The organism is Alphaproteobacteria bacterium (genome assembly GCA_030739735.1).
Taxonomy (GTDB): Bacteria; Pseudomonadota; Alphaproteobacteria; order UBA7887; family UBA7887; genus UBA7887.
In genome coordinates, this window is sequence record JASLYQ010000002.1 from 1 (window position 1) to 26,897 (window position 26,897).

Annotated in this window: 25 protein-coding genes, 1 tRNA gene and 1 pseudogene; 11 read left to right on the forward strand and 16 right to left on the reverse strand. The window is 61.2% G+C overall.

Annotated features, from left to right (window positions below; genetic code table 11):
- From QF629_01250 to QF629_01275, 6 genes and pseudogenes are all read left to right on the forward strand, one after another.
- A partial coding sequence (locus QF629_01250) for a transketolase (protein ID MDP6012162.1) occupies nt 1-835 on the forward strand: 835 nt, incomplete at its 5' end.
- A complete protein-coding gene (locus QF629_01255) occupies nt 832-1,785 on the forward strand; it encodes a transketolase C-terminal domain-containing protein (GenBank protein ID MDP6012163.1) in 954 nt (317 codons plus the stop codon). The genes QF629_01250 and QF629_01255, both read left to right, overlap by 4 nt.
- Before the next feature lie 475 nt (nt 1,786-2,260).
- Nucleotides 2,261-2,421 (forward strand): annotated as a pseudogene (locus QF629_01260) (PLP-dependent transferase).
- Nucleotides 2,422-2,427: 6 nt separating this feature from the next.
- Nucleotides 2,428-4,098 carry an NAD(P)H-dependent oxidoreductase subunit E gene (locus QF629_01265; GenBank protein MDP6012164.1) on the forward strand — a complete coding sequence of 557 codons (1,671 nt, stop codon included), beginning with the start codon at nt 2,428-2,430 and terminating at the stop codon, nt 4,096-4,098.
- Nucleotides 4,095-6,788 carry a formate dehydrogenase subunit alpha gene (gene fdhF, locus QF629_01270; GenBank protein ID MDP6012165.1) on the forward strand — a complete coding sequence of 898 codons (2,694 nt, stop codon included), beginning with the start codon at nt 4,095-4,097 and terminating at the stop codon, nt 6,786-6,788. The genes QF629_01265 and fdhF overlap by 4 nt, the downstream gene beginning before the upstream one ends.
- A 151-nt stretch (nt 6,789-6,939) precedes the next feature.
- Nucleotides 6,940-7,941 carry a S1C family serine protease gene (locus QF629_01275; protein MDP6012166.1) on the forward strand — a complete coding sequence of 334 codons (1,002 nt, stop codon included), beginning with the start codon at nt 6,940-6,942 and terminating at the stop codon, nt 7,939-7,941.
- Here QF629_01275 and QF629_01280 read toward each other — a convergent pair.
- Nucleotides 7,938-8,342: a YcgN family cysteine cluster protein gene (locus QF629_01280; GenBank protein MDP6012167.1), complete on the reverse strand. Its 405-nt coding sequence runs from the start codon at nt 8,340-8,342 to the stop codon at nt 7,938-7,940. The two genes, QF629_01275 and QF629_01280, sit on opposite strands and share 4 nt — an antisense overlap.
- A 23-nt stretch (nt 8,343-8,365) precedes the next feature.
- Between QF629_01280 and glpK the strand changes: the two genes are divergently transcribed.
- Entirely contained in the window at nt 8,366-9,853 is a 1,488-nt protein-coding gene (glpK, locus tag QF629_01285) for a glycerol kinase GlpK (protein ID MDP6012168.1), read from the forward strand.
- Between the two features lie 264 nt (nt 9,854-10,117).
- On the opposite strand, the gene QF629_01290 is transcribed toward glpK, so the two are convergent.
- Nucleotides 10,118-10,828 carry an RraA family protein gene (locus tag QF629_01290; protein ID MDP6012169.1) on the reverse strand — a complete coding sequence of 237 codons (711 nt, stop codon included), beginning with the start codon at nt 10,826-10,828 and terminating at the stop codon, nt 10,118-10,120.
- A gap of 25 nt (nt 10,829-10,853) precedes the next feature.
- The gene (locus QF629_01295) at nt 10,854-10,985 is read right to left on the reverse strand and encodes a hypothetical protein (GenBank protein ID MDP6012170.1); all 132 of its coding nucleotides are present in this window, start codon (nt 10,983-10,985) and stop codon (nt 10,854-10,856) included.
- A 163-nt stretch (nt 10,986-11,148) separates the two neighbouring features.
- Here QF629_01295 and QF629_01300 point away from each other — a divergent pair, with 163 nt between their 5' ends.
- On the forward strand, nt 11,149-12,081 hold the full coding sequence (locus tag QF629_01300) for a 3-hydroxyacyl-CoA dehydrogenase NAD-binding domain-containing protein (protein ID MDP6012171.1): 933 nt from the start codon (nt 11,149-11,151) through the stop codon (nt 12,079-12,081).
- A gap of 63 nt (nt 12,082-12,144) precedes the next feature.
- On the opposite strand, the gene QF629_01305 is transcribed toward QF629_01300, so the two are convergent.
- Nucleotides 12,145-12,915: an enoyl-CoA hydratase/isomerase family protein gene (locus QF629_01305; protein MDP6012172.1), complete on the reverse strand. Its 771-nt coding sequence runs from the start codon at nt 12,913-12,915 to the stop codon at nt 12,145-12,147.
- A 499-nt stretch (nt 12,916-13,414) separates the two neighbouring features.
- Here QF629_01305 and QF629_01310 point away from each other — a divergent pair, with 499 nt between their 5' ends.
- Nucleotides 13,415-14,788 (forward strand): TrpB-like pyridoxal phosphate-dependent enzyme, encoded by a 1,374-nt coding sequence (locus QF629_01310; GenBank protein ID MDP6012173.1) that lies wholly within the window; start codon nt 13,415-13,417, stop codon nt 14,786-14,788.
- A 91-nt stretch (nt 14,789-14,879) separates the two neighbouring features.
- Nucleotides 14,880-14,955 (forward strand) — tRNA-Asn (locus QF629_01315).
- A gap of 214 nt (nt 14,956-15,169) precedes the next feature.
- Here the strand turns inward: QF629_01315 and ureG are convergent.
- The 12 genes from ureG to urtA are packed head-to-tail and all read right to left on the reverse strand — an operon-like array spanning nt 15,170 to nt 25,689.
- Nucleotides 15,170-15,802, reverse strand: a complete 633-nt coding sequence (ureG, locus tag QF629_01320) for an urease accessory protein UreG (GenBank protein MDP6012174.1) — start codon at nt 15,800-15,802, stop codon at nt 15,170-15,172.
- Nucleotides 15,799-16,467 carry an urease accessory protein UreF gene (locus tag QF629_01325; protein ID MDP6012175.1) on the reverse strand — a complete coding sequence of 223 codons (669 nt, stop codon included), beginning with the start codon at nt 16,465-16,467 and terminating at the stop codon, nt 15,799-15,801. Before QF629_01325 ends, ureG begins: the two co-directional genes overlap by 4 nt.
- Complete coding sequence (locus tag QF629_01330; protein ID MDP6012176.1) at nt 16,460-16,900, reverse strand: urease accessory protein UreE; 441 nt, start codon at nt 16,898-16,900, stop codon at nt 16,460-16,462. The genes QF629_01325 and QF629_01330 overlap by 8 nt, the downstream gene beginning before the upstream one ends.
- An 11-nt stretch (nt 16,901-16,911) precedes the next feature.
- The gene (ureC, locus tag QF629_01335; GenBank protein ID MDP6012177.1) at nt 16,912-18,615 is read right to left on the reverse strand and encodes an urease subunit alpha; all 1,704 of its coding nucleotides are present in this window, start codon (nt 18,613-18,615) and stop codon (nt 16,912-16,914) included.
- A 3-nt stretch (nt 18,616-18,618) separates the two neighbouring features.
- Nucleotides 18,619-18,939: an urease subunit beta gene (locus tag QF629_01340; GenBank protein ID MDP6012178.1), complete on the reverse strand. Its 321-nt coding sequence runs from the start codon at nt 18,937-18,939 to the stop codon at nt 18,619-18,621.
- Between the two features lie 10 nt (nt 18,940-18,949).
- Nucleotides 18,950-19,252: an urease subunit gamma gene (locus QF629_01345; protein MDP6012179.1), complete on the reverse strand. Its 303-nt coding sequence runs from the start codon at nt 19,250-19,252 to the stop codon at nt 18,950-18,952.
- A 13-nt stretch (nt 19,253-19,265) separates the two neighbouring features.
- Nucleotides 19,266-20,114, reverse strand: coding sequence for an urease accessory protein UreD (locus tag QF629_01350; protein MDP6012180.1), 849 nt, complete (start codon nt 20,112-20,114; stop codon nt 19,266-19,268).
- Nucleotides 20,083-20,778, reverse strand: a complete 696-nt coding sequence (gene urtE, locus QF629_01355) for an urea ABC transporter ATP-binding subunit UrtE (protein ID MDP6012181.1) — start codon at nt 20,776-20,778, stop codon at nt 20,083-20,085. Before urtE ends, QF629_01350 begins: the two co-directional genes overlap by 32 nt.
- Before the next feature lie 3 nt (nt 20,779-20,781).
- Nucleotides 20,782-21,573, reverse strand: a complete 792-nt coding sequence (gene urtD / locus QF629_01360) for an urea ABC transporter ATP-binding protein UrtD (GenBank protein MDP6012182.1) — start codon at nt 21,571-21,573, stop codon at nt 20,782-20,784.
- 1 nt (nt 21,574) lies between these two features.
- Complete coding sequence (urtC, locus tag QF629_01365; GenBank protein ID MDP6012183.1) at nt 21,575-22,711, reverse strand: urea ABC transporter permease subunit UrtC; 1,137 nt, start codon at nt 22,709-22,711, stop codon at nt 21,575-21,577.
- Between the two features lie 3 nt (nt 22,712-22,714).
- Nucleotides 22,715-24,352 carry an urea ABC transporter permease subunit UrtB gene (gene urtB / locus QF629_01370; protein MDP6012184.1) on the reverse strand — a complete coding sequence of 546 codons (1,638 nt, stop codon included), beginning with the start codon at nt 24,350-24,352 and terminating at the stop codon, nt 22,715-22,717.
- A gap of 53 nt (nt 24,353-24,405) precedes the next feature.
- Nucleotides 24,406-25,689: an urea ABC transporter substrate-binding protein gene (gene urtA, locus QF629_01375; protein ID MDP6012185.1), complete on the reverse strand. Its 1,284-nt coding sequence runs from the start codon at nt 25,687-25,689 to the stop codon at nt 24,406-24,408.
- A gap of 368 nt (nt 25,690-26,057) precedes the next feature.
- Between urtA and QF629_01380 the strand changes: the two genes are divergently transcribed.
- A complete protein-coding gene (locus tag QF629_01380; protein MDP6012186.1) occupies nt 26,058-26,756 on the forward strand; it encodes a DsbA family protein in 699 nt (232 codons plus the stop codon).
- The last annotated feature ends 141 nt before the right edge of the window (nt 26,757-26,897 follow it).

Below are 26,897 nucleotides of genomic sequence, written 5' to 3' on the forward strand. Positions count from 1 at the left end.
CATGGCGAGCAATCGCGAAGCGCTGCTGAGCAGACTTAACGACAAGGCGCGGCACATCCGACGCAGCAGCTGGCGGGCGCTGCACGCCGCCGGCTCGGGACATGTAGGCGGCGCCCTATCGGCGGCCGAGCTGCTGGCGGGGCTCTACTTCCATCACCTGCGCCTGCGCCCGAACGAGCCGGATTGGCCGGATCGGGATAGATTTGTGCTTTCCAAGGGCCACGGAAATGCAGCGTTGGCAGCGGTTCTGGCCGAGATAGGGTTTATCGACGAGGCCTTGCTCGACCGCTTCTATGGTTTCGAATCGCCGCTTGGAATGCACCCCGACATCAAGGTCGCGGGGATCGAGATGAGCACTGGGGGGCTCGGCCACGGGCTCTCCATCGGACTCGGCATGGCGCTCGGCGCGCGCCTCCAAGGCAAGAACTTCCGCACCGTCGTGATGCTTGGCGACGGCGAACTGCAGGAAGGCTCAAACTGGGAGGCGGCGATGGCCGCGGCGCACCATGACGTCAGCTCGCTGACTGCCATCCTCGATTACAACAAGCTGCAGCAGAGCGGGCATGTGGATGCCATGTTGTCGCTGGAGCCCATGGCCGAGCGCTGGCGCACCTTCGGTTGGACGGTGAAGGAGATCGACGGGCATGACATCGCGGCAGTGATCGATGCGCTCGACGCCCTGCCCTATTCGCCAGACGCCCCGTCCGTACTAATCGCACACACAATCAAGGGCAAGGGCGCAAGCTTCGCCGAGGACAGCCATTTGTGGCATAACAATGTGGTCGACGATGAGGTCTATGCAAAGGCCCTAGCCGAGCTGGAGAAGGCCGAATGAACGCGCTTCCCGATTGGTCCGCCATGGCCAACCAGTCGCGCCTCGCCTTCGGGCAGGCCGTCACGGCGATGGCACAGGAAGACGAAAGCGTCGTTGCTGTTTCTGCCGACACTCTCGACCTGGTCGGCTTGCGCACCATGATGGCGGCTTCGCCCGAGCGAGTCATCGAGGCCGGCATCGCCGAGCAGAATGCCATGGGGATCGCCTCGGGCCTCGCGACTACTGGCATGCGGCCGTTCCTTTGTGGATACGCGCCTTTCATCACCGCACGCTCCATGGAGCAACTGCGCAACGACGTCGCCTACGCCAATCAACGGGTGGTGATCGGCGCCGCGGCGAGCGGCGTCTCGCTGGGAGTCGCCGGCGGCACCCACCACGCGCTCGAAGACCTGGCACTGCTACGCTGTCTACCCAACACGACCGTGGTTGTGCCGGCGGACGCTCACCAGGCATGGCACGCGACGCTGGCCAGCGAGAACATCGATGGCCCGCTCTATGTCCGCCTCGGTGGCCGCGTGGAGGAACCGCCGGTGACAGCCAAGGACGCATCTTTCGCACTTGGAAAGGCCGATGTGCTGTGGAGCGGTAACGACATCGCCGTCATTACCTGCGGCGCGCTAGTCGGCCCGGCCCTGGAAGCAGCCGAGACTTTGGCCGGGAGCGGTGTCTCCGCCCGCGTCATCAACATGCACACTATCAAGCCCCTCGACGAGGCGGCGGTGTTGGTGGCGGCGGAATGCGGTACGGTGGTCACGGCTGAGGAACACCACCTGACGGGCGGCCTCGGCGGCGCCGTTGCCGAGTTGCTGGCGCGAGAGCGCCCAACGCCCATGCGCATGATCGGCATGCCCGACACATATGCCGTCGTCGGTCCCACCGACAAGGTCCGCGCCAAATACGGCATGAGCGCGGCGGCTATCGTGGAGGCGTGTCAGGGCCTATTGGGCTAAAATCGTAGATCAACCCGCTGGTTCTCCAGGGCCAACTACATCTTGCTATGACATGAGCTTGAACCAGGACGCACACACTTTGTAGCGGCGCGGGAACTTCCCTTGCCCTTCAAGCCGGCCAGCGTGTCGTCTTTCGCCCTGCGGCTGTAATGCCCTACCTAACCGTGGCATACTATCCCTATCATCAATCCAGAGGAGAATGCGGGATGATCGGCTCACAGGCGATATTAAGAGGTGCCTGCCCCGCGCCGCTTGCTTTCCTGCTTTTTGTGGGCACGTTCAGTTTCTCGTCGCTGGTGTGTGCTCAGGAAGCCTCCCCCGGCGGAAGAGTATCGACCAGAACGAGTTGGGCGCCGGGCCGCCGCCGCCGCCGGCGCACGAGGGTGTTGGTCGAGGGCGGACGTCCCCACCTTGTGAAACTGTCGATAAGTGGCTTTCTATCGAGGGTACCGGTGAGGGTCGGTGACCCGGGCAAAGTCTCGTCATTCACCCGGCCTTCATCACCTACTCCCCCAGCTCAGTGCCGAGGAGCAGGAGGTCACCAGCGTGACTGACGGCTATGTGCGGCTGTCGATCGGTATCAAGCATATCGACGATATCATTGCCGATCTCGACCAAGCTTTCGGCGCGATTTGAAAACGGATGCCAGCTTCCACTAGCAAGACCCGCGACCGTCATCGCCACCCCGGCGGTGGCGACCGTGGCCGTTATCAGCCCAAAGGGCGGCAGGTCGAGGACTCGGCGCGGCGCGAGGTTGCCGCCCTGTTGTCTGGCGTCGAGCTACGTCGCGACATGCTTATCGAGTATCTGCACCGTATCCAGGATCACTGCGGTCAGCTTTCCGCGGCCCATCTGGCGGCGCTGGCCGAGGCTATGCGCCTGTCCCAAGCAGAGGTATATGAGGTCGCCAGCTTCTACGCCCATTTCGACGTGGTTCGGGAAGAAGAGGCGCCGCCAGCACCGCGCACCGTCCGCGTGTGCGACGGCATCGCCTGCGAGATGGCAGGGGCTAAGGCTTTGCAGACTATGCTGGCGGACGCCCTGGATCCTACCAATGTGCGCGTGGTCACCGCGCCCTGTATGGGCGGCTGCGATTGCGCTCCGGTGGCTGCGGTCGAGCACAATCAAATCCTGTCCGCCACAGTGGAAGCGGTGGATGATGCCCTAAAAGGCGTGGCAGCAGTATTGCCAGACATGCAAGGCTATGCTGCCTATCGCGAAGCTGGCGGCTATGCGCTGCTCGAAGCCTGCCGAGCAGGTAAGCATACGCCCGAAACTATCATCGAAGCACTCGGCGCCGGAAATCTCCGCGGCTTGGGCGGTGCCGGCTTCCCGGCCGGGCGCAAATGGGAGTTTGTACGTGCCGAGCCTGCACCGCGGCTGCTGGCTGTTAATGCGGACGAGGGCGAGCCCGGCACCTTCAAGGACCGCTGGCTGCTCGGGCGCGAGCCCCATCGCGTGCTAGAGGGAATGCTAATCGCCGCCTGGGCCGTGGGAGCGAGTGATATTTATTTTTATATTAGAGATGAATATACCGCCATAAGGATAAGATTAGAAAAGGAATTCCGTGAATTAATGATGGCCGGTCTGTGTGATGGCACTGGCCTTTATCTCCGGCGCGGCGCCGGCGCCTATATTTGCGGTGAGGAGTCGGCGATGCTGGAGAGCATCGAGGGCAAGCGCGGCCTGCCGCGGCACAAACCGCCGTTTCCCGCCCGGCGCGGCCTGTTCGGTCGGCCGACCCTGATCCACAATGTCGAGACGCTGTACTGGATCCGCGAGACCGTTGAAACCGGCGGGCGGGGCTTACGCGCGTATTCGGTTTCGGGTCGCGTTTGCAAGCCCGGCGTCAAGTTTGCGCCCTCTGGAATCACCGTGCGCAAGTTGATCGACGAGCATTGCGGCGGCATGGCTGAGGGCCATGTCTTCAAGGCCTATCTGCCGGGTGGTGCTTCGGGCGGCATTTTGCCTGCTTCGAAAGCAGACCTACCGCTCGATTTTGGCATGCTTGATGACCAAGGCTGCTTTGTCGGCTCGGCTGCCATCGTGGTGCTGAGCGAGAGCGACTCGATCGCCGCTGCGGTGCGCAACCTGATGCGCTTTTTCGCCGAGGAGAGCTGTGGCCAATGCACGCCCTGCCGCATCGGCACGGAAAAGGCCGTGGCGCTGATCGAGCAACCCGACTGGGACGGCGCCTTGTTGGAAGAGCTTTGTGAGGTGATGGCGGAGGCCTCTATCTGCGGTCTCGGTAAGGCTGCACCCAATCCCCTGCGCTGTGCACTGAAATTCTTTCCTGACGAGGTGCTGCCGTGACCGGCTTCACTGTTGACGGACAGACAATCACGGCCGAGCCCGACGAGAGCATTTGGCAGGCCGCGCGCCGCGCCGGCATCGCCATCCCCCATCTTTGCGCGACGCCGCAGCCTGGCTATCGCGCCGACGGCAATTGCCGCGTCTGCATAGTCGAGATCGAGGGCGAGCGCGATCTCGTCGCCTCCTGTCTGCGCGAGCCCGCGGACGGCATGGTGGTGACCAGCAGCGCGCGCGCAACCAAGGCCCGCGAAATGATCATGGAACTGTTGCTCACCGACCAGCCATCCGAAGCGGCTTGCGAGCTAACCAGATGGGCCGACATCATGGGTGTCATGGAAAGCCGCTTTCCGGTCCGCGACGCAGCGGCGGCCGACAACAGCCACCCGGCCATAGCAGTCAATCTCGACGCCTGTATTCACTGCACCCGCTGTGTGCGCGCCTGCCGCGAGGTTCAAGTCAACGACGTCATCGGCATGGCGGGACGCGGTGCCGGCGCCCGCATCGTCTTCGACATGGCCGATGCCATGGGGGACTCGACTTGCGTCGCCTGTGGCGAATGCGTTCAAGCCTGTCCGACAGGCGCGCTGTTGCCGGCGCAGGCGGCGAGTGAGGGAAAAAAGGTTCACAGCATCTGCCCCTATTGCGGTATTGGCTGCCAGGTGACCTACACCGTCGCAGGTGGGCGCATCAGCCGCGTCGAGGGCCGTGATGGTCCCGCCAACAAAGGCCGGCTTTGCGTCAAAGGCCGCTTCGGCCTCGACTATATCAACCACTCCAACCGTCTCACGGTTCCACTAATCCGCAAGGACGGCGTCGCCAAGACCCTCGACGGCGTCGATCCTGCTGACCCGTCTAGCCACTTCCGCGACGCCACCTGGGAGGAAGCGCTGGACGTCGCGGCGTCCGGCCTCAAGCGCATCCGCAATCGAGACGGTGGCGCGGCACTGGCGGGATTCGGCTCGGCCAAGGGCTCCAATGAGGAAGCCTATCTAGTGCAGAAGCTGGTGCGCACCGGCTTTGGCACCAACAATGTTGACCATTGCACGCGGCTCTGCCACGCGAGTTCGGTGGCAGCGCTGATGGAGACCATCGGCTCTGGCGCCGTCACCGCGCCGTTCGCGGAAGCCGCTAACGCTGAGACCATCATCGTCATCGGCGCCAACCCAACCGAGAACCACCCCGTCGCCGCCACTTTCATCAAGAATGCGGCCCAGCGGGGCGCCACGTTGATCGTTATGGACCCGCGCGGCCAGGCGCTCAAACGCCATGCCGACATCTTCGTGCAGCAACGCCCCAGCTCCGACGTCGCCATGCTCAATGCGGTGATGCATGTCATCGTCGACGAAGAGCTCTACGACAAGCAATATATCGAGGCTCATACTGAGGGCTTCGACGCACTTGTCGAGCATCTGAAGGCGTTCTCGCCCGAGGCTATGGCCGAACATTGCGGCGTGCCAGCCGAGACCCTGCGGGCCGTCGCGCGCGCCTATGGAGAGGCAAAGCGGGCACTGATTTTCTGGGGCATGGGCGTCGCCCAACACGTCCACGGCACCGACAATGCGCGCTGCCTAATATCACTGGCACTGATGTGCGGCCAAGTCGGGCGCGCCGGCAGCGGCCTGCATCCTCTGCGCGGCCAGAACAATGTTCAGGGCGCCTCTGATGTCGGGCTGATCCCGATGTTCTATCCGAACTATCGCCCCGTGGGCAGCGAAGACGCGCGCAAGCTGTTCGAAGACTTATGGGGCACGCCGCTCGATCCCGAACCCGGCCTTACTGTGGTCGAGATCGCCGAGGCGGCCTATCAGGGGGACATCAAGGGTATCTACGTCATGGGCGAGAACCTGGCCATGTCCGATCCCAACGCCGGGCATGTGCGCGAAGCGCTGTGCCGCCTCGAGCATCTCGTGGTGCAGGACATCTTCCTTACCGAGACCGCCGCCTTTGCCGACGTGATTTTACCGGCGACCGCACACCCCGAGAAGACTGGCACCTTCACCAACACCGACCGCCGCGTGCAAATGGGCCGCCAGGCCGTCGAACCTCCCGGAGACGCCCGCCAGGATTGGTGGATCGTGCAAGAAATCGCACGCCGCATTGACCTTGACTGGAATTACACCGGCCCGGCCGATGTCTATACCGAGATGCGCGGCTGCATGCCCTCAATCAAAGGCATAACCTGGCAGCGGCTGGAGCGTGAGGACGCGGTCACCTATCCCTGCAACGCCGAGGACAAGCCCGGCCACGAGGTACTCTTTGGCGATAGCTTTCCCACCGCGGACGGCCGCGGGCTTTTCGTGCCTGCCGGCCTGGTGCCGCCCGATGAGACCCCAGACGAGGCCTATCCCTTCGTGCTGACGACGGGACGTCAGCTGGAGCACTGGCACACCGGCCAGATGACCCGCCGCGCGACGGTACTCAACGCGCTGGAGCCCGAGGCCGTCTGCGAGTTGGCACCCACAGACGCCACCGACCTCGGCATCGCTGCCGGCGAGAAGGTACGGCTAACCACACGCCGTGGCGCCATCACCCTCGCCGCGCGGTTCGCGGATCGTATTCCCAAAGGCACCGTCTTTGTGCCCTTTTGCTATGCTGAGGCAGCGGCGAATTTACTCACCAACCCTGCGCTAGATCCCTTCGGCAAGATCCCCGAGCTGAAATACTGTGCCGTGCGCGTAGAGAAGATATGAACCGACCGGTCGCCAGACTAAGACGCACAAAGGAAGGCTACCATGACAGTAGCCTCCAGGTGATCACTAGGGCTACCTCGCAAGAGGCGGCCCTTTCTTTTTCGGTAACGGGTATACTTCGACGCTGAGATCACTGACACGGCGGCAGAGCATGGCCAAAGAAAAACACATAAACGGGCATAAGCCCGAAGCGTTGATGCAGACCCTGGACCCGGCGGGTGGGGTCGGAGTGCCGGAGCTTCCGGAGCGCGCAGAAGCGGCGGTCATGGCAGTCACCGGCTTTCGGACCGAGGTTCCGGACGAGGCGCAGACCGCGGCGATCCTGGGCACCGAACGCGAGGGCAATGCGGTCATCATCGATGACAGCGGTCTGGTGCTGACCATCGGCTATCTGATGCTTGAATGCAGTGCTATCGAAATCGCCGATATCGAGGGCCGCTGGGTGGAGGCGGATTTCGTCGGCTACGATTTTGAGACCGGATTTGGCCTGGCCCGCGCCGGTGCTCCGCTCGGTATCGCACAAGCGCCGCTAGGCACCACGGCGGCGCTCAGACAGGGCAAGCAAGCATTGGTGGCCGGGCGCGGCGGTCGCGAACAGGCGATGCCAGTCACCGTCGCCTCGCGCAGACCCTTCTCGGGTTATTGGGAGTACTACCTCGACGACGCCATTTTCACCACGCCCGCCTATCCCAACTGGAGCGGCTCAGCCCTGATCGGCAGTGATGGCAAGGTCGGCGGTCTAGGCTCTCTGCTGGTGGAGGATGCGGGCGAACAGCAGCCGAGTCAGGGCAACATGTTCATACCGACAGAGCTGTTGCTGCCCATCCTCGATCAATTGCTTGCCGACGGACGTGTGCAACGGCCGTCACGGCCTTGGCTCGGTATCTTCACCATGGACACACAAGGCACCCTGCTGGTGACCCATGTCGCCGACAACAGCCCGGCTGCCCGCGGCGGCGTAGTAGCCGGCGATGTGGTGCTCCGGGTGGCCAAACATCCGGTCGCGGATCTCGCCGACTTCTACGAGCGGCTTTGGAGCCTTGGGGAGGCCGGGGCGACCGTGCCGCTGACCATAGTCCGCGAGGGCGCAGCGGTGGAATTTCTGCTGCGCTCCGAAGATCGCTACAAGGTCTTCAAGACGCCATATGCTTAATCGTCCCAGTGGACGTCGTCTTCGCTAACCAGATCGCCGCGCATCGACGGGCCGTCAGTATGCACACGGTCGCGGCCGCCGCAGATCAGATGGTGCCAGTCTGGCAGGTCATAGCCTTGCGCGACTAGGCGATAGGCGCAGGTCTGGGGCAGCCAGTTTAGCTTCATCACGTTCTCGGGCCTGACCTTGACGCAGTCGGCGACACGGGCGCGACGGTTAGCATAATCGCTGCAATTGTGAGTCTCCAGATCGAGTAGCTGGCAAGCTGCATCGGACAGCGCGATCTCGCCCGTACCTTCATCCTCGATGCGCAACTGACAGCATAACCCGCAGCCATCACAGAGCATCTCCCACTCCGCGGGTGTCATCTCCGTCATCACCTTTTCGCGCCAGAACGCCATGACGCCCTGATATAAACCACAACATGGCCGACGACGCGCTCATTCTTGCCATCGACCAGGGCACCACCAGCAGCCGCGCCATCGTCTTCAACACCGCGGGCGAAGTGGTGGCCCTGTCGCAGGAAGAGTTCCCGCAGAAATTTCCTCATCCCGGCTGGGTCGAGCACGCTCCCGAGGATATTTGGCGCTCGACGCTGCAGGTCTCGCGCAGCGCCCTGGCGTCGGCGGAGAGAAGCGGGCGGCGAGTCGTCGCCATCGGCCTGACCAACCAGCGCGAGACGGCGCTGCTTTGGGACCGGCGCACGGGCGAAGCGATCCATAACGCTATCGTCTGGCAAGACAGGCGTACGGCCGAGACGTGTGCCAACTTGCGCGCCGACGGGTTGGAGGAGGTCGTAACGGCACGCACAGGCCTGCTGCTCGACCCGTACTTCTCGGCTACCAAGATTGCCTGGATGCTCGACCATGTGGCGGCTGCTCGCGACCGAGCCGAGAGCGGCGAGATCGCTTTCGGTACGGTGGATTCGTTCCTGCTCTGGCGCTTGACCGGAGGTCAGGCGCATTTGACCGAAGCGACCAATGCCAGCCGCACCAGCCTGTTCGACATTCACACGCAGGCCTGGGATGACGAACTGCTGTCAGCCTTTCGCGTACCGCGCACGTGCCTGCCTGAGGTGCGCGACAGCGCCGCTGCCTTCGGTGAAAGCGAACCCTCGCTGTTCGGCCGGCCCATCCCCATCCTCGGCATGGCCGGCGACCAGCAAGCCGCCGCCATCGGCCAAGGTTGCTTTTCACCCGGCGCGGTGAAAAGCACTTACGGCACAGGCGCCTTCCTTCTGCTCAATACCGGCGCACAGGCCATCACCTCGCAACACCGCCTACTGACCACGGTCGCCTACCGCCTGGCCGGCAAGCCGACCTACGCCATCGAAGGTTCAATCTTCGTCGCCGGCGCTGCCGTGCAGTGGCTACGCGACGGCCTCGGCATCATCGCCAACGCGCCCGAGACCGAAGTTCTGGCGCGCGGCATCGCCGACAGCGGCGGTGTCATGCTGGTGCCAGCCTTCACCGGCCTCGGCGCACCCCATTGGGACGCAGATGCGCGCGGCGCACTCTACGGCATCACGCGCGCCACGGGCAGGGCGGAGCTAGCCCGCGCGGCGCTCGAATCCGTCTGTCTCCAGACCCACGATCTGCTCGCCGCCATGGCCGCCGACGGCGCCGCACCATCAGCGCTGCGTATCGACGGTGGAATGGTGGCTAATGACTGGCTTGCTCAATGCCTTGCTGACATCCTCGACCTACCGGTGGACCGCCCGGCCGTGATGGAAACTACAGCCCTTGGCGCCGCCTATCTTGCCGGCCTGCAAGCCGGCCTCTTTACATCCCTGGATGACATCGCAAACCGCTGGCACCGCGAGCGTCGCTTTGAGCCGAATATGGACGCGGAATACCGCGCAAATCTACTGGCATCTTGGCGAACAGCAGTTACCAGAACTAAGGGTATCTAATTTATTGCTAGGCTATCCTGTTCAAAGTATAATCATATACCATAAATATACTTTGTTATCCACCACCAGGTCGTCGGCGATGCGATCGCCCGCAATGGCACGTGCCTGCACGAGGGCTTTGTCAACCCAAACAATTTCGGGCCCGAGTGGATGGCAAACTTTTCGCCGACCGGGCACTCGGAACAAAAGCGATCGAATGTTGCCATCGCCTTAACCGGCGGCAGGCCAGGACCATCGCCATCGACGTTGATGGCAAAAAGACGATTAATTCACTTTCGCCATTTCGAGCCACGCCTGCTTGATAGCCTCGGCATCGGCGCCCGGCGCCTGCGCCGCCTTTAGTACCACCGCTTCGCGCCGCCTCATCAGATCAGCCGCCTTTAGCACCTCTGCCGCCTTACCACGCGGCAAAACTGTTGCACCATGCTTGTCGGCATGCACCAGGTCGCCCGAATTCACCGTCATGCCGGAGATTGCAACGGTGTCGCCGAAACCGACTACATGGACAAAACCGTGGCTGGGAGTGATGCTGCCAGCCAAAGCTTGAAAGCCTGGCGCCAAGTCGTCGAGATCGCGGATGCTGCCGTTGGTCACTAGGCTCGGACAGCCGAGCGCCATGTGGATGGCGCTATTGACCTCGCCGAAGAAGCAACCGAAACCCGCGTCGCCGTCATCGAGATCCTGGGCGACGCAGATTGCCGGCAGGACCGCGGATTCGACATAGTCCAGATAGCCGAAACGCGTTGTCCGTATGGTATCCGCGTTCATCGTCGATGGCCGACTGGCGCGCACCATCACCGTGCGAGCAACGCCCACCATAACACCGAGTTCGGGCCGGATGGGCTGCAGCATCTTAGTGGTGAAGCCAAAAGCGCGACGCCCTTCCTCGACCAATTCTATGGCGTTACAGACAGTAGGCGTGTCGAGCTTGGCCAGCGCGTCAAGCTGCGCTTGCGTCGCGGTATCGTCGATCATCGTGTCTCCCTTTCCAGTGGAAATCTCAGGCGGAGTGTTCGTCACTCCAGGTGTTTTCGAGAACAGTGCCAACGGCGTCAAGACTGAACCAGCGCAGGCTCTCCGCCACGACATCTACGGCAATTTTCGCGGCCTCATCGAGCACCGCATGATCCAAGCCGAGCTCCCGCAGCCTCTCAGGCGCACCAATACGGCTGAAAAACCGTAGAGACAGCCACCGACCGCCACAGCCGCCCTACGATTGGTGGATAGAATCATCCATGGCTTCCCTCCGAGGATCGATCATACTGTGTCCAAACGTGAGGCAAAGAGGCAGTTGCATGAACGAAAAACACGAACATTCCGTCCGCCGCGTGATGGTCGTGGGATACGGCACCATGGGCCGAGGCATCGCGCTGTCCTTTGCGCGTGCCGGCTTCGAGACGATCGTGCTTAGCCGAAATCCGGCCCGCCATGGCACCCTGCCCCATTGTATGACGGCTGTGTCTGAACCACCGACCGAGGCGCCGGACCTTATCATCGAATCGGTGCCAGAGGAGATCTCCCTTAAGCACGCTCTGTTTGCTCAGCTCGAAGCCTGCTACGGCACTGGCGCGCAAGACATCATCCTCGGCACCAACACCTCTGGCCTGCCGATCGAGAAAATTGCCGCACCCCTATCCCAAGGTAACCGGAAGCACTTTCTCGCCACCCATTACATGCAGCCGGCGGACACCCTGCCCATGGTCGAATGCGCCATGCTGGAGGAGACCCTTCCCGAGGTGGCAGACCGTGCGCGGACGGCGCTGGAGCAAAGCGGCAAACAGGTCATCATGCTTCGCAAACCGGTTATCGGCTTTCTCATCAATCGGCTGCAGCATGCGGTGCTGCATGAGGCCTATCATCTGATCGAGGAAGGTGTCGTGACGGTCGAAGACGTCGATGCCTTCGCCCGCACCCTGTTCGGACCACGCATGTGCATCACGGGGCTGATCGAGCAAAAGGATCTCAGTGGACTCGGCGTCCACGCGCTTGCCCAGCAAAGCATCGTGCCGGCGCTGCATCATTCGGCCGAGCCCAATCCAATGGTCCAGGCCATGATTGCCGGCGGCGATACTGGTGCCGCATCGGGCAAGGGCTTCTACGATTGGCAGAACCGGGATGCCATCGCCCGCGCTGACGAAGCCAAGGCACAAATGGCACAACTGATAGATTTTCTTGCGCGGCTAAAAAAGGATAACGATGGCCAAGCCGCCCCAGGCTCCGCCGGTTAGCGACAAGCTGGCGCTCAGGGGCGGTGCGGAAATCGATAGCCATCATGGCGATGCCCCTGTTTGCTAAGACCAATTTGGCAAGCGTTTCTCGCGATATGCGATCATTGCCTCCGAAAAATCGTCTGAGCTTGTGGCACGGAGCTGACGTTCTTTATAGAGTGAAAAAAATGTTTCGAAATCAAGGTCATAGCAGCTATTTAACATTTGCTTGGAGAGCCGGCAGCCTTTTGAATTGACCGCGCTGACGCGGGCGATGATTTCCTCGAATTCCGCTTCGGCTCTGTCCTCAGAGACGAGATAATCGACCATGCCGATACGTTCGCCCTCGGTGCCATCGATCATTTCGCCGGTGATAATCAGGCGCTTAGCCCTGCCAAGGCCGATATAGCGCGCCAGGCGAAGCGTGCCGAGACCCGGTATTAGGCCTTCCTTGATGGCCGGCAGGCCGAGCTTGGCAGACGGCGTGCAAACGCGGATGTCCGAAGCTAGAGCGAGCTGCAAGCCACCTCCAAGCGCATAGCCATGGATAAGGCAGAGCACCAACTTGTCCATGGTCTCGAAGCGCCTGAGTGCGCGGTCCCAAAGATCAAAATAACTATTATCTATCAACCCGGCGGCGAGATCCTTGAGATCGATTCCGGTAGAAAATGCCCGCCCAGTGCCGTTGATGCTAACGATACGAATCTCTTCATCTTCGGCAATTCGAGCTGCCAACGCATCAACCTCGTACGCACCGGTCATGGCGACGGCGTTGAGGATATCTGGCCGATTAAATGTGATGCGAGCGCGCGCGCCCTGTTTTTGGTACCTTAATGTCTCATAGTTATCTGCCATAGCCTGCACTCCTAAATTTATTGTTATTGCTGCTGAAGCGAGATTCTAAAACACCATCCTTGACCTGAGCCCCGGAACCTCCCTCTCCTGATAGGAGAGTCCTGGTTCTGCATAACGCATTGTCGAAGGGTTGGCACGCGCGCCGCAGGCCCGTAACGACACATGGTATGAACGTATCGCCGTGCATCGAACAATTCCGGAGACATCCCCAAACTAGAGCTCTGCGGTTGCCGACCTCTTGTCCGGTATGGCGCCCTACGACCGCCTAATCGGCGACGTCGGCGCCGAGCTGACGCCTGTTTGGGTGACGGGCCCTCCAAGCCTTGATATTCCCCGCGCCTTCATCGCCGAAGGCCGGGACGACGACATAGGCTTCAACTCTTTGATCGAAGGTGACGACGACGGCACCCTGGCGATCGCCGACAAATATGCTACCTTGCCAAGGAATAATAATGTGCCGCAAGCTGCGGTCGCCTGCTGGGGAGGTACAGAGCGAATCATGACAGATACCGTGAAATACACACTGCCTGAGGATCGGATTCCGAAGGCCTGGTACAACATTAACGCTGACTTGCCGGAGCCCTTGGCGCCAGTGCTGCATCCCGGCACCGGACAGCCCATTGGTCCCGACGATCTGGCACCGCTTTTCCCGATGGCGCTGATCGGCCAGGAAGTCTCGGCCGAGCGCGAGATCGAGATCCCCGAGCCAGTGCGTGAAATCTATCGTCAATGGCGCCCGAGCCCTCTCCATCGCGCCCGCCAATTGGAGCGTGCGCTCGATACTCCAGCCAAGATCTACTACAAGTACGAAGGTGTCAGTCCAACCGGCAGCCACAAACCCAACACGGCCGTGGCCCAGGCCTTCTACAACAAGGAAGCCGGAACCAAGAAGATCACCACTGAGACAGGCGCCGGCCAGTGGGGCTCCTCGCTGGCTTTTGCCGGCAACCTGTTCGGCCTCGAGATCGATGTCTACATGGTGAAGGTCAGCTTCGAGCAGAAGCCCTATCGCAAGGCTTTGATGGAAACCTTCGGCGCCCGCTGCGTCGCCAGCCCCTCGGAAGAGACTCAGTCGGGCCGCGCCGTTCTCGCCGAGCATCCGGATTCTACGGGCAGCCTCGGTATCGCCATTTCGGAGGCGGTTGAGATGGCGGCCCAGAACGACGACACAAAATATGCCCTCGGCAGCGTGCTCAACCACGTGCTATTGCACCAGACTGTGGTCGGCCAAGAAGCCATCGAGCAGATGAACATGGCCGGTAACTATCCTGACATCATCGTTGGCTGCACTGGCGGCGGTAGCAACTTTGCCGGCCTCGTCAATCCGTTTCTCGGCGAGCAGCTGCGCGGCGGGCCTCATGTCCGCGTGATTGCCGTGGAGCCCGCGGCCTGCCCCTCGTTGACCCGCGGCAAATTTGCGTACGACTTCGGCGATACGGGTCATCTGACACCGCTGGTCAAAATGCATACCCTGGGCTCGACCTTCGTGCCGCCTGGCTTCCACGCTGGTGGCTTGCGCTATCACGGCATGGGCCCGTTAGTCAGCCACCTGCATGAGCTCGGCCTGATTGAGGCGCGCGCCTATCAGCAACTCGAATGCTTTGAAGCCGGCGTTCAGTTCGCCCGCGCCGAAGGTATCGTGCCGGCGCCGGAGGCAACGCATGCGGTCAAGGGCGCCATTGATGAGGCGCTCAAGTGCAAGGAGGCGGGCACGGGTCGGACAATCCTGTTCAACCTCTGCGGCCACGGCCACTTCGACATGCAGGCCTACACCGACTACTTCGCCGGCGATCTGACCGACCAGTCCTATGACGAGTCGGAGCTTGCGATGGCGCTGGCTGGCCTACCCTCGGTCGCGACGGCAGCGGAATAAACGGCTGTGAGGGCGGCCGCATGACAGCGATGGCCGCCCTCAATTGCACACTGGAATCGACCCCGAGGCTCTGCTATAGGGGCGCCACTGTTCCCCGGTAGCTCAGTTGGTAGAGCGGGTGGCTGTTAACCACCATGTCGCTGGTTCGAGTCCGGCCCGGGGAGCCAATTCACAGAAAGGCCGTTGGAGACCGCTCCAGCGGCCTTTTTCTGTGCGTCGATAATCGCTGTTTCGGACCCGTGTCCGCTAGGCGATCCGGAACCAAAGTCGCCCATTATGCGCCTCCGTTATTATCGAAATCATCTGAGGAATCTGGCGTGTAAGGGTTGAGCAGGAGGTCACGCCCGGAAGCCAGTCCATTTATGGACACTCAACAAGGCTCTAAACGACCACGGGGCACTCCAGGCCGCTTGAACGCAGCACGAATTCGGCGACTGCATTGACGCCCTTCTCGTCCTTGATGCAGGTGAAGACGAAGGGACGCTCGCCGCGCATGCGCCGGCTGTCGCAGTCCATAACGTCCAGGCTGGCACCGACGAAGGGCGCCAGGTCTGTCTTGTTGATCACTAGCAGGTCCGATCGCGTGATGCCGGGTCCGCCCTTGCGTGGAATCTTATCGCCGGCCGAGACGTCGATGACGTAGATGGTAATATCGGCGAGCTCGGGGCTGAAGGTCGCCGCTAGGTTATCGCCGCCAGACTCGATGAGCAGCAGGTCCAGGGTAGGAAAGCGTGTCACGAGACCATCGATTGCGGCAAGATTGATCGAGGCGTCCTCGCGGATCGCCGTGTGCGGGCACCCTCCCGTCTCGACCCCAACGATGCGTTCTGGCTCCAACGCACCGGAGCGGGTAAGGAACTCGGCATCTTCCTTGGTATAGATATCATTAGTCACCACTGCAATATCGAAACGGTTACGCAGTAATTTACAAAGCACATTGGTCAGCGCCGTCTTGCCAGAGCCGACGGGGCCGCCGATGCCAATGCGGGCGGGGCCGTGCGGGGAGCGGATCATGAGCGAAACAACCTCACATATTGGGTTTCGTGGGTAATCGACAGCCAGTCGACCATGGGCGTTGCGCTGCCGATCTCGTCGAGCGCAACGCCGGGTGCGCGGGCAGCGGTTTGGCTCACCGTAACGGCAAGGTCGGCGATGGCGGCTTGGCCATCGCTTTGGCCGAGCGGAACGAGCCGCATGCCGGCAGAGGCTAGATTGGCAATGAAAGCATGTAGATAGGCGATGAGACTAACCTGCCGTGGCAAGTCGTGCGCCGCACAGGTCACAGCGACAGCGACAGAGTACGGGGCTGGATGGAGCAGCCTGTCGAGCCAAGCATGAGGCCAAGCGTGTGCCGTGGCCGAAAGAAACGCCTCACCCTGGGCCTCGGATTCGAGCGCTATCTCAGGTGTCGATCGTTGTGCCTGAGCCCGGACGGTAATGTCCGTAAGCCCAGACCAATCCTCGGCCGACGCAGCATCGTAGGCATGACAGAAGAAGCACGCATCAATCCAACCGTCGCCCCGCGCAACGAGCATATCGAGCCAATCGCACAAGCTCTCGCGATCGTGCACTAGGCCCGCCTCAACGGCCGCCTCTAGGGCGTGGCTATAGCTGTAAGCGCCGACTGGGTAGCCGGGCGACAGCCAGGCCATAAGCTGGTAGAGTGATCGCTCATCCATGGCTGTGGCCTTTGTGGGTGTAAGCGCCGGGCTCAGGTTGGAAAGGCGCCTCGAGCGCGACTGGCCTGGCGCCAAGGCCCTTGACCATGTCGACGATCACCGGGTCATAGCGAAAGCGGATGGTGCCGGCGTAAACCTCTGTGGGGACGTGACGGTTACCGAGATGCCAGGCGAGGCGCACAAGGCCTTCCGGATCCGCGCATGGCACCTCGATCAATGGCTCGGGCGCAGCGCGAACGCCAATCCAGCGGCCATCGTCTAGCTTCAGGCCATCGCCGTCGCGAAGCCGCACCACGGCGGGCAAGTCGAGCAGAAAGACGAAACCGGACTCGCAGCGTAGACGGATACGTCGCCGTGCCCGGTCCTCGTAATCGAGCGCGGCCGTCTCGGCTGCCGCATCAGCCGGCCAGGTACCGGCCGCCGCGCTATGCACAGCCCTTTGCATCAGAACAAGAAGTAACGTTGAGCCATGGACAGCTCTGCCGCCGGCTCGCAGGTCAACAACTCGCCGTCGGCACGCACCTCGTAGGTCTCGGGATCTACCTCGATGGCGGGCATCGCAGCATTGTGGATCATGCTCTGCTTGCCGATGACGCTGCGCGTGTCGCCGACCGCAACAAGCTCGCGCGACAGTCCATCGAAACCAGCATCGAGAGAGGCCGCGCTGACAAAGCTTATGGCGCTTTCGACGCAAGAGCTCCCATAGCTTGCGAACATCGGCCGGTAGTGCACCGGCTGTGGTGTCGGAATCGAGGCGTTGGGGTCCCCCATCGGTGCCGTGGCAATGCTGCCGCCCTTGATCACGATAGCCGGCTTAACGCCGAAGAAGGCCGGGTGCCAGAGCACGAGATCGGCCAACTTGCCTTGCTCGACCGAGCCCACATGCTCAGCAATACCATGGGTAATAGCGGGATTAATGGTGTATTTAGCAACATAGCGCTTGGCGCGAAAATTGTCGTTGTCACCACCTTCCTCGGCTAGGCGCCCACGTTGCTTGCGCATTTTGTCAGCTGTCTGCCAAGTGCGGATGATAACCTCGCCGACGCGGCCCATCGCCTGGCTGTCTGAAGCGATGATCGAGAAGGCACCGAGGTCGTGCAGAATATCCTCGGCGGCAATGGTCTCGCGGCGAATACGGCTCTCGGCAAAGGCAATATCCTCGGCTATCTTCGGGTCGAGGTGATGGCATACCATTAGCATATCAAGATGCTCGTCTATGGTATTTTTTGTGAAGGGGCGCGTCGGGTTTGTCGAGGATGGCAACACGTTCGCTTCGCCGCAGAGCTTGATAATGTCCGGCGCATGTCCACCGCCTGCGCCTTCGGTGTGAAAAGCATGGATAGTGCGCCCGGCGAAGGCCTTAATGGTGTTCTCTACGAAGCCCGACTCGTTCAGCGTGTCGGTGTGGATGAGTACCTGGATATCGTAGTCGTCGGCGACGCTCAGGCAACAATCGATAGCGCCTGGCGTGGTGCCCCAGTCCTCATGCAGCTTGAGACCGCAGGCACCGGCGAGGACCTGTTCGCGTAAAGCCTTGGGCGTGCTGGCATTGCCCTTACCGAAAAAACCAAGGTTCATGGGGAAGACTTCTGCCGCCTGCAGCATGCGCCGAATGTGCCAGGGACCTGGCGTACAGGTGGTGGCATTAGTGCCGGCGGCCGGTCCGGTGCCGCCGCCGAGCATTGTCGTCACGCCGCTGATCAGCGCCTCCTCAATCAGTTGCGGACAGATGAAATGGATGTGCGAGTCGATGCCGCCCGCCGTGCAGATCAGGCCTTCGCCGGCGATCGCCTCGGTGCCGGGTCCGACGATGATATCGACACCGGGCTGGGTGTCTGGGTTGCCCGCCTTGCCAATGCCGGCGATACAGCCGTTAGAGAGGCCGATATCGGCCTTGACGATACCCCAGTGGTCGAGGATCAGGGCGTTGGTAATGACAGTATCGACGGCACCGTCAGCATGCGAGACCTGGGACTGGCCCATACCGTCTCTGATCACCTTACCGCCGCCGAACTTGACCTCCTCGCCATAGGTCGTGTGGTCGCGCTCGACCTCGATAACGAGATCGGTGTCGGCCAGGCGCACCTTATCGCCGGTCGTGGGACCAAACATGTCCGCATAGGCGCGCCGACTCAGCGTACTCGCCATGACTCAACCCTCCCCGCCATCGAGGCGGCCCATGACCGCCTGGTTGAAGCCGAAGACGCGACGCAGGCCCGCAAAGGGAATCAGCGTTACATCTCGCGTCTGGCCTGGCTCGAAGCGGACCGCCGTGCCCGCAGCAATATCGAGCCGGTGGCCACGTGCCGTCTCACGGTCAAAGGAGAGCTCGCTATTAGTCTCGGAGAAATGGTAGTGACTGCCAACCTGAACGGGCCTGTCACCAGTATTAACTACGCTAATGGTTACCGTATCCCGTCCACCATTTAGTGTGATATCGCCTTCCAGAGTGATGATTTCACCAGGGATCATCGTACCCTCCTTAGCGGATTGGATCGTGCACGGTGACCAGCTTTGTCCCGTCGGGAAAGGTCGCCTCGACCTGCACGTCGTGGACCATCTCGGCAATGCCCTCCATAACCTGGCCGCGGGCGATAACGCTCGCGCCGGACTGCATGAGCTCGGCGACTGTCTTGCCGTCGCGTGCGCCTTCGACCACGTGGTCGGTGATTAGGGCAATCGCTTCTGGATGATTGAGCTTCACGCCGCGCGTCAGGCGCTGACGCGCCACCATCGCTGCCATCGAGATCAGCAGCTTATCCTTTTCCCTCGGTGTCAGGTTCACGAATTCCTCCCCCTCAGTGATGCCAGAGAACCGGCAGATTGGGCTTGCGACCCAGGGTTGCAGCGCGAAACTGGCACCAGAAGTGGCCTACGGCCTCACGTAAAAAATGCGGCTCCTTGCCCAGCCAGCGACAGATCAGCACGTTGCCGACAACCGTTGCGCCAACCCTGAGATCCGTCGTCGATTCGCCTAGCATGGCGCGAGCTTCATCGAGCCGTGCCGCTGCATCATCGGCGACATAGAGCACCGTCGCCAACGTGCGGGCGCCGTTAAGCCCGGCGGCGACCGCACCCAGGTGTGCTATATCGCCATCGAGATGCAGGGCATCGAGCCAGGCGAGCCTGCCGCAGTCCTCGATGCGCCAGCGATCGAATAGGGCGCCGGTCTGTACGGTCTCCGCCATGCCGATGCGCCCGAGCACAAGAATCTCGCCGGCCAGGATGCGCGCACTCTTGGCACGGCGAAGCGTCGTCTGGCGGGTCAAGCGCGCAGCATCAAATAGAATGGTGCCCTGGGGCAACCACTCAAGGCGAGCGCCGTTATTCGCCGTGAGCTGGACCTCGATCGTCGCTGTTGGCCCGCTCGTGCGATAGACCTTCTCCGCCGCCTGCCCGACTAGCAGCGCATCGCCCTTGGCCACGCAGTCGATCTCGATGCGATGCCGATCCCCACCGACGATACCACCGGCGGTGTTGACGAGAATGCCGGTCTGGGGCTCGCCGGCATCGACGCGCGGGCGCAGCAGCCTGAGAGGTTGGCGCTGGTAGATGTCGCCGAAGGGGCCACCCGCGCCGACGCTCGCGCGCACCTCGCCGTCGGCGGCCGGCAGCTCAGACAGTGAGGTGACTGCGGACATCATCATCGACCAGGCTCTCAGCCGTTCCTTGGGCAACAATCTCGCCCCGGTTCAGCACCACATAGCGGTCAGCCAAGCGCTGGGCGAACTCGAAATACTGCTCGACCAGCAGGATCGTCATTTCGCCTTCCTCTCGGAGGATACGGATAACCGCTTCGATATCTTTGATGATCGAGGGCTGGATGCCCTCGGTCGGTTCGTCGAGCACGAGCAGGCGTGGGCGCATGACCAGCGCACGGGCGATGGCGAGCTGCTGTTGCTGTCCACCAGAAAGGTCGCCGCCGCGCCGCCGCAGCATGGACTTCAGCACTGGGAAAAGCTCGAACACGCGTTCAGGCACCGAGCGCAGCGCGCGCGGCACGGCAGCAAAGCCCGTGCGCAGGTTCTCCTCGACCGTGAGCAGGGGAAAGATCTCCCGCCCTTGCGGCACATAGGCGATGCCGGCCGCGGCGCGGCGGTGCGCCGGCTGGCTCGTGATGTCCGTTTCCTCCCAACGAATATGACCACCACTGACCTTATGCTGGCCGACTATGGCGCGCAGCAGACTGGTCTTGCCCACACCGTTGCGCCCCAACACGCAGGTCACTTCGCCCACTGGCGCCTCGAGCGAGACCCCGCGCAGGGCCTGGCTGGCGCCATAGTACAGATCGATGGCTTGGACTTGCAACATCGGTCAGCGTCCCAGATATATCTCGATTACGCGCTCATCGTTCTGAACAGTGTCGAGTGAGCCCTGAGCAATGACGGAGCCTTCGTGGAGGACACTCACGCGGGTGTCGAGCGCCCGCACGAAATCCATGTCATGCTCTACCACCATAACCGAATGGGTCTCCGCGATGCGGCGCAATAGCTGGGCTGTGTCCTCAGTCTCCGCATCCGTCATGCCAGCCACGGGCTCATCGACCATGAGCAGCTCCGGGTCTTGCATGAGCAGCATGCCGATTTCGAGCCACTGCTTCTGGCCGTGTGACAGGTCGCCGGCACGGCGGTGTGTGTGTGCCACGAGCGAGATGATGCCGAGCACCTCGTCGATCCGCACGCGCTCATCCGCCGAGAGCCGCTTGAAGACAGCGTGAAAGACCCCGCGATGCCCCTTCAGGGCGAGCTCCAGATTGTCGAACACGGTGTGATTCTCGAATACGGTGGGCTTCTGGAATTTGCGCCCGATGCCGAGATTAGCGATCGCCGCCTCGTCGAGCTTGGCCAGGTCCACGTCGCCACGGAAAATCAGCCGCCCCTGATCGGGCTTGGTCTTACCGCTGATAACATCCATCATCGTCGTTTTGCCAGCGCCGTTAGGCCCGATCATCGCTTCCATCTGCCGAGCCGAAGCGTAGAAGTTGAGATCGTTGAGCGCCTTGAAGCCGTCGAAGCTGACGCTCACCCCCTCGACGTAGAGCAGGGCATCGCCGGGCTCGGGCGCGCTCGCCGCGACTTCCTCTGGCGCCAGCAACTTGTGGGAAATTTCACTCACTGGCCATCATCTCCATGGATTTCCGCGCAGCGTGCTGGCGCGTCACAATCATACGCAGGCTTGAGACAGCACCGACGATGCCTTTGGGCAGGAAGATCGTTACGCTGATAAATAGTCCGCCAAGCACGAAGAGCCAAAGTTCTGGCAGGGCGCCAGTGAAATAGCTCTTAGCGTAGTTCACAAGGATGGCGCCGAGCACAGCACCAAACAGAGTTCCGCGACCGCCGATAGCAACCCATATGACGATCTCAATGGAATTGGCTGGCGAAAACTCGCCGGGATTGATGATGCCTACCTGTGGCACGTAGAGAGCGCCGGCGATACCGGCGAGGATAGCCGAAAGCACGAAGACGAAGAGCTTGTAGTACTCGACGCGATAGCCGAGGAAGCGTGTGCGGCTCTCCGCATCACGCACGGCGACGAGCACGCGACCGAAGCGAGAAGTAACGAGGTAGCGCGACAGGAGAAAGCCGAGCGCCAGAGCGATTGCTGATGCGACGTAGAGCGCTAGGCGCGTACCGTCCGCCTGTAGATCGAAGCCGAGTAAATCCTTGAAGTCGGTCAGCCCGTTATTGCCGCCAAAGCCCATGTCATTGCGGAAGAAAGCGAGCAGCAGCGCAAACGTCATCGCCTGGGTCATGATGGACAAGTAGACACCGGTGACGCGTGAGCGGAAAGCGAGCCAGCCGAAGAGGAAGGCGAGCGTGCCAGGCACCAGCAAAACCATGAGCGCGGCAAAGGCGAAGCTGTCGAAGCCGTGCCAGTACCAGGGCAACTCCGCCCAATCTAGGAAGACCATAAAGTCTGGCAATTCCGGATTTCCATAGACGCCACGGTCGCCAATCTGGCGCATCAGGTGCATGCCCATGGCATAGCCGCCCAGCGCAAAAAAAGCGCCATGGCCGAGGCTCAAAATGCCGCAATAACCCCAAATCAAATCAACACTTAGGGCCAGCAGAGCGAAGCAAAGATACTTGCCGAACAAGCTGACCATGTAAGTTGGCACATGAAAAGGCGATGTTGCCGGCAGCACCTGGTTGAACAGTGGCACCAGGACGGCTGCGAGCACCAGAAGCACCAGGAAGATGCTACCGCCGAGACCCAGGCGTCCGAGGAGGGCAGATACCACAGTTCAGCTCTCCACAGCGCGGCCTTTGAGTGCGAACATGCCGCGCGGACGCTTCTGGATAAACAGAATGATGGCGACGAGCACCAGGATCTTGCCGAGCACGGCGCCGGCAAAGGGCTCGAGGAACTTGTTCACAACGCCGAGCGTTGCCGCGCCGACCAGCGTACCCCAAAGATTTCCAACGCCGCCGAAGACGACGACCATGAAGGAATCAACAATGTAACCGCGGCCCAGATTGGGCCCGACATTATCGACCTGGCTCAGCGCCACGCCGGCAATGCCTGCGACGCCGCAGCCGAGCCCGAAGGTCAGTGCATCGACGGCGCCGGTGCGGATACCCATAGCGCTTGCCATGGCACGGTTCTGTGTGACCGCCCGCATGCGCAGACCCAGAGAAGTGCGCCCCAGAAGAGCAATCAGGCCAGCGAAGACGATGAGGCTGAAGAGGATGATCCAAAGCCGGTTATAGGTTAGCGAGACGCCGCCGGCGAGATCGATAGCGCCTGTCATCCAACTCGGATTTCCCACCTCGCGGTTGGTCGGCCCGAAGATGGTACGTACCGATTGCTGCAGAATCAAACTCAATCCCCAGGTCGCGAGCAGTGTCTCGAGCGGCCGACCGTAGAGGAAACGGATGATGCCTCGCTCGATGGCGATGCCAAGCGCGCCGACCACGATGAAAGCGGCCGGTATAGCAACAGCGATTGAATAGTCGAACGATTCGGGGAAGTGATTACGGAATATTTCCTGCACCACAAAGGTGGTATAGGCGCCAAGCATGACCATCTCGCCATGGGCCATGTTGATAACACCCATGACGCCGAAAGTGATGGCAAGACCGATTGCCGCCAGCAGCAGCACCGAGCCGAGGCTGAGGCCCTGAAACAGGTTTCCAACCAGAGTCCAGCGTGCGATGCTGGCTTCAATCTTCTCCAGCGCAACACTGGCCGCGGCCCGCACGGCGGCATCCACCTCGACAAAGCCGTCGTCTGTTTCGATGAGCAATCCGCCGACCAGAGCGCGAACATCGGAATCCGTGAAAGTTCCGAGCCGCTGCACTGCCGCTTGCCGTATGTCTGAATTCTGCGAGATGGCAATTTGTGCTGCGGCAAGGGCGCGCTCCAGACGACTGCGCACGTCGTCGTCTGCTTCGCTCTCTACGGCCTGCTCCAGTACGGAAACCATCGCCGCGCTGGGTGTCTTGAAAATGGCATCCGCCGCGGCTTTGCGCACATTGGCATCCGGGTTGAGAAGGGACATGCCGCCGATCACGCCACGCAGCTTGCCGCGCAATTTGTTGTTTGCTTTGACCTTTTTGACCTCGCGCTTGCCAACCTCGCCGAGAACCTCACCCGTCAACGCATCGATAATGGAAAAGCCGCCCTCAATCTTGTCAGCAAAGACGGTACGGTCGTCGACCTTCACACGATAGAGGCGCCCATCCAACATCGCCTGCAGGATGTCGCGAGCGCGCTCATCGCCGCTTCCGGAAAGCGCCTCGACGGCGATTATCTTATCTGCCAAACTTTTCGCGGCGAGGCCGTGGATGCTCTCTTCTATCGTGGCTCCATAGGCTGTACCCATGAGAAAGAGAGCCAGAAAACCCGTTAGGATACGTCTAACGAATAGCATTACATTCATATGTCAGAAAGAACGCGGCGGAGCCAGATAAGCCCCGCCGGTCCAATGCCACTCTACTCTGCAACCGCGTAACTCGGGTGCTCGCAATTTCCACACACCCAGGGGTAGGTCCAATCCGCCACCAGCTTGGCGCTTTCGGGGATGTAGTCGCTCCATGCATCGCCCACGACCACACCGTCGGTCCGCCAGACGATGTCGAACTGGCCGTCGTCCTGGATTTCACCGATCATGACCGGCTTGGAGAGATGGTGGTTGACGTTCATGGTGACGTCATAGCCGCTCAGAGAATACACGACTTGACCGTACATGGCCTGCCGCACGGCATCCACATCAGTGCTGCCGGCCTGACGCACTGCCTGGGCCCACATCTGAAAGCCGATGTAGTGAGCCTCCATGGGATCGTTGACAACACGCTCGTCGCTGCCAATGTAATCCTGCCAAGCGTCAATGAAGGCGTCGTTGCCCCCGTTGTCGACGCTCATGAAGTAGTTCCACGCGGCTAGGTGACCGACCAATGGCTTAGTGTCGAGGCCGGAAAGTTCCTCCTCGCCGACCGAGAAGGCCACGACCGGGATGTCCTCGGCACTGATGCCCTGGTTGCCCAGTTCCTTGTAAAAGGGAACATTGGCATCGCCATTAATGGTCGAGACCACGGCGGTCGGCTTGCCGGTAGAGGCGAAGGTCTTCACCTCGGTAACGATGGTCTGCCAGTCGGAATGACCGAACGGCGTATAGGACTCTAGGATGTCCTCGTCGGTGACCCCCTTCGAATGCAGGAAGGCACGCAGGATCTTGTTGGTCGTGCGCGGATAGACGTAGTCTGTGCCAAGCAGCACCCAGCGCTGGGCACCACCGCCGTCCTCGCTCATGAGATATTCGACGGCCGGGATCGCCTGTTGGTTCGGCGCGGCACCAGTATAGAAGACGTTGCGCGAGCTTTCCTCGCCTTCGTACTGCACCGGGTAAAAGAGGAGACCGTTGAGTTCCTCGAAGACCGGCAGGACAGACTTGCGCGAGACCGAGGTCCAGCAGCCGAAGGTCGCCGCGACTTGCTCCTTCTCGATCAACTCGCGTGCCTTCTCTGCGAATAGCGGCCAGTCTGACGCCGGGTCGACGACGACCGCCTCGACCTGCTTGCCAAGTAGGCCGCCGTCTGCATTGAGGTCATCGACCATCATCAGAACGGTATCCTTCAGCGTGGTCTCGCTGATCGCCATCGTGCCTGACAGCGAATGCAGCACGCCGACCTTGATGGTATCAGCCGCTTGCACCGACATCGCCGACATGAGGCCGGCTGTCAGGCCAAGGGCAGCTAGGGAACGGCTCCTCAGTTTCATAGAATGTCTCCCAAATAAGATTGTCTTACACCGCTCCCTCCGTAGCAAACATCGTGCCATTCCCTTACTGTTTCTCATTGTTGCAGGTCCCATGAGGGATTCTGCAGGTTTGAAGAGGGATGGCACGGTGGCAAACGATATCAAAAGCGCAGGACGCGCTGGATAGGGATGCATAAAATTTAATAAAGCATATAAATTTTGTGCAAAAAAAATCTAAATGCCATAAAAATAGGCAAAATCTGATCCTCTAATACGCTAGTTGGAAGTACTCGTGGGTCAGCGTCTGGCACGATTCTCCGCTCTGATTTTCCGGCTAGATACGCCATCGTCTTCGGGCTTATCCGGCCCTGGGTAAGGAAATTTGTAGCATGACCAGCAAGACGCTCGACATCTACATCGACTTCAAGAGTCCTTACGCCTACCTCGCTATCGAGCCGGCCCAGACCTTTGAGCGCGACTTCAACGTGGCGCTCAACTGGCTACCCTTCACGCTCGACATCGCCAGCTATCGGGGCTCGGCGGAGGTCGACGATGCACGCCAGGTCCTGCACCAAGAGCGCACCGCCTACCAATGGCGCCGCGTCCGCTACACCTATATGGACGTGCGCCGCCATGCCAACCTGCGCGGTCTGACCATTCTCGGTACGCAGAAGATCTGGGATTCTGCTCTCGCCGGCATCGGTATGCTCTATGCGAAGCAACAGCATGTCTTCCGCGCCTATACAGATATCGTCTTCGAGCGGTTCTGGCGCCGGGCGCTGGACATCGAGGATCGCACCGTGATCCAAGCCGTACTTGGCGAAGCCGGCGCCGACCCCTCGGCGTTTGCCGCTTACGCCGCCGATGAGGGCCACGCCGCGCTTGAGGCAATACACGCTGACGCCGATACGGCTGGTGTCTTCGGCGTGCCCACCATCGTGCTCGACGGTGAAGTCTTCTGGGGCCGCGAGCAGTTTCCCATGGTACGCCTGCGCCTCAACAAGCTAGGCTTGGCCCGCGGCAATCGCGAAGCTCCCGTCGATATAGCCTATCCCTGGCGTTCTGGGGGCGCTGGCGTGAAAGGGTGAGCATAGGACAAGGAGACACCCAGCGAGTCAGACCCGAAATTTGATGACTTTCGTCTTGTTAACAAGCAGCCACTAAAGTCCGTATGATCCAAGAAAATTAGATTTGTAAATTTTCGCTATCAATCGCCTACTATTTACTTT

Bases quoted from the DNA above. Each gene is read 5' to 3' on its own strand.
- QF629_01380 (MDP6012186.1), top strand. From the start codon at position 26,058: ATGACCAGCAAGACGCTCGACATCTACATCGACTTCAAGAGTCCTTAC.
- QF629_01265 (MDP6012164.1), top strand. From the start codon at position 2,428: ATGCCAGCTTCCACTAGCAAGACCCGCGACCGTCATCGCCACCCCGGC.
- QF629_01325 (MDP6012175.1), bottom strand. From the start codon at position 16,467: ATGGATGAGCGATCACTCTACCAGCTTATGGCCTGGCTGTCGCCCGGC.
- QF629_01350 (MDP6012180.1), bottom strand. From the start codon at position 20,114: ATGATGATGTCCGCAGTCACCTCACTGTCTGAGCTGCCGGCCGCCGAC.
- QF629_01310 (MDP6012173.1), top strand. From the start codon at position 13,415: ATGACAGATACCGTGAAATACACACTGCCTGAGGATCGGATTCCGAAG.
- urtB (MDP6012184.1), bottom strand. From the start codon at position 24,352: ATGAATGTAATGCTATTCGTTAGACGTATCCTAACGGGTTTTCTGGCT.
- QF629_01300 (MDP6012171.1), top strand. From the start codon at position 11,149: ATGAACGAAAAACACGAACATTCCGTCCGCCGCGTGATGGTCGTGGGA.
- urtE (MDP6012181.1), bottom strand. From the start codon at position 20,778: ATGTTGCAAGTCCAAGCCATCGATCTGTACTATGGCGCCAGCCAGGCC.
- urtA (MDP6012185.1), bottom strand. From the start codon at position 25,689: ATGAAACTGAGGAGCCGTTCCCTAGCTGCCCTTGGCCTGACAGCCGGC.
- ureG (MDP6012174.1), bottom strand. From the start codon at position 15,802: ATGATCCGCTCCCCGCACGGCCCCGCCCGCATTGGCATCGGCGGCCCC.
- QF629_01340 (MDP6012178.1), bottom strand. From the start codon at position 18,939: ATGATCCCTGGTGAAATCATCACTCTGGAAGGCGATATCACACTAAAT.
- QF629_01255 (MDP6012163.1), top strand. From the start codon at position 832: ATGAACGCGCTTCCCGATTGGTCCGCCATGGCCAACCAGTCGCGCCTC.
- QF629_01275 (MDP6012166.1), top strand. From the start codon at position 6,940: ATGGCCAAAGAAAAACACATAAACGGGCATAAGCCCGAAGCGTTGATG.
- ureC (MDP6012177.1), bottom strand. From the start codon at position 18,615: ATGGCGAGTACGCTGAGTCGGCGCGCCTATGCGGACATGTTTGGTCCC.
- glpK (MDP6012168.1), top strand. From the start codon at position 8,366: ATGGCCGACGACGCGCTCATTCTTGCCATCGACCAGGGCACCACCAGC.
- QF629_01305 (MDP6012172.1), bottom strand. From the start codon at position 12,915: ATGGCAGATAACTATGAGACATTAAGGTACCAAAAACAGGGCGCGCGC.
- QF629_01290 (MDP6012169.1), bottom strand. From the start codon at position 10,828: ATGATCGACGATACCGCGACGCAAGCGCAGCTTGACGCGCTGGCCAAG.
- QF629_01280 (MDP6012167.1), bottom strand. From the start codon at position 8,342: ATGGCGTTCTGGCGCGAAAAGGTGATGACGGAGATGACACCCGCGGAG.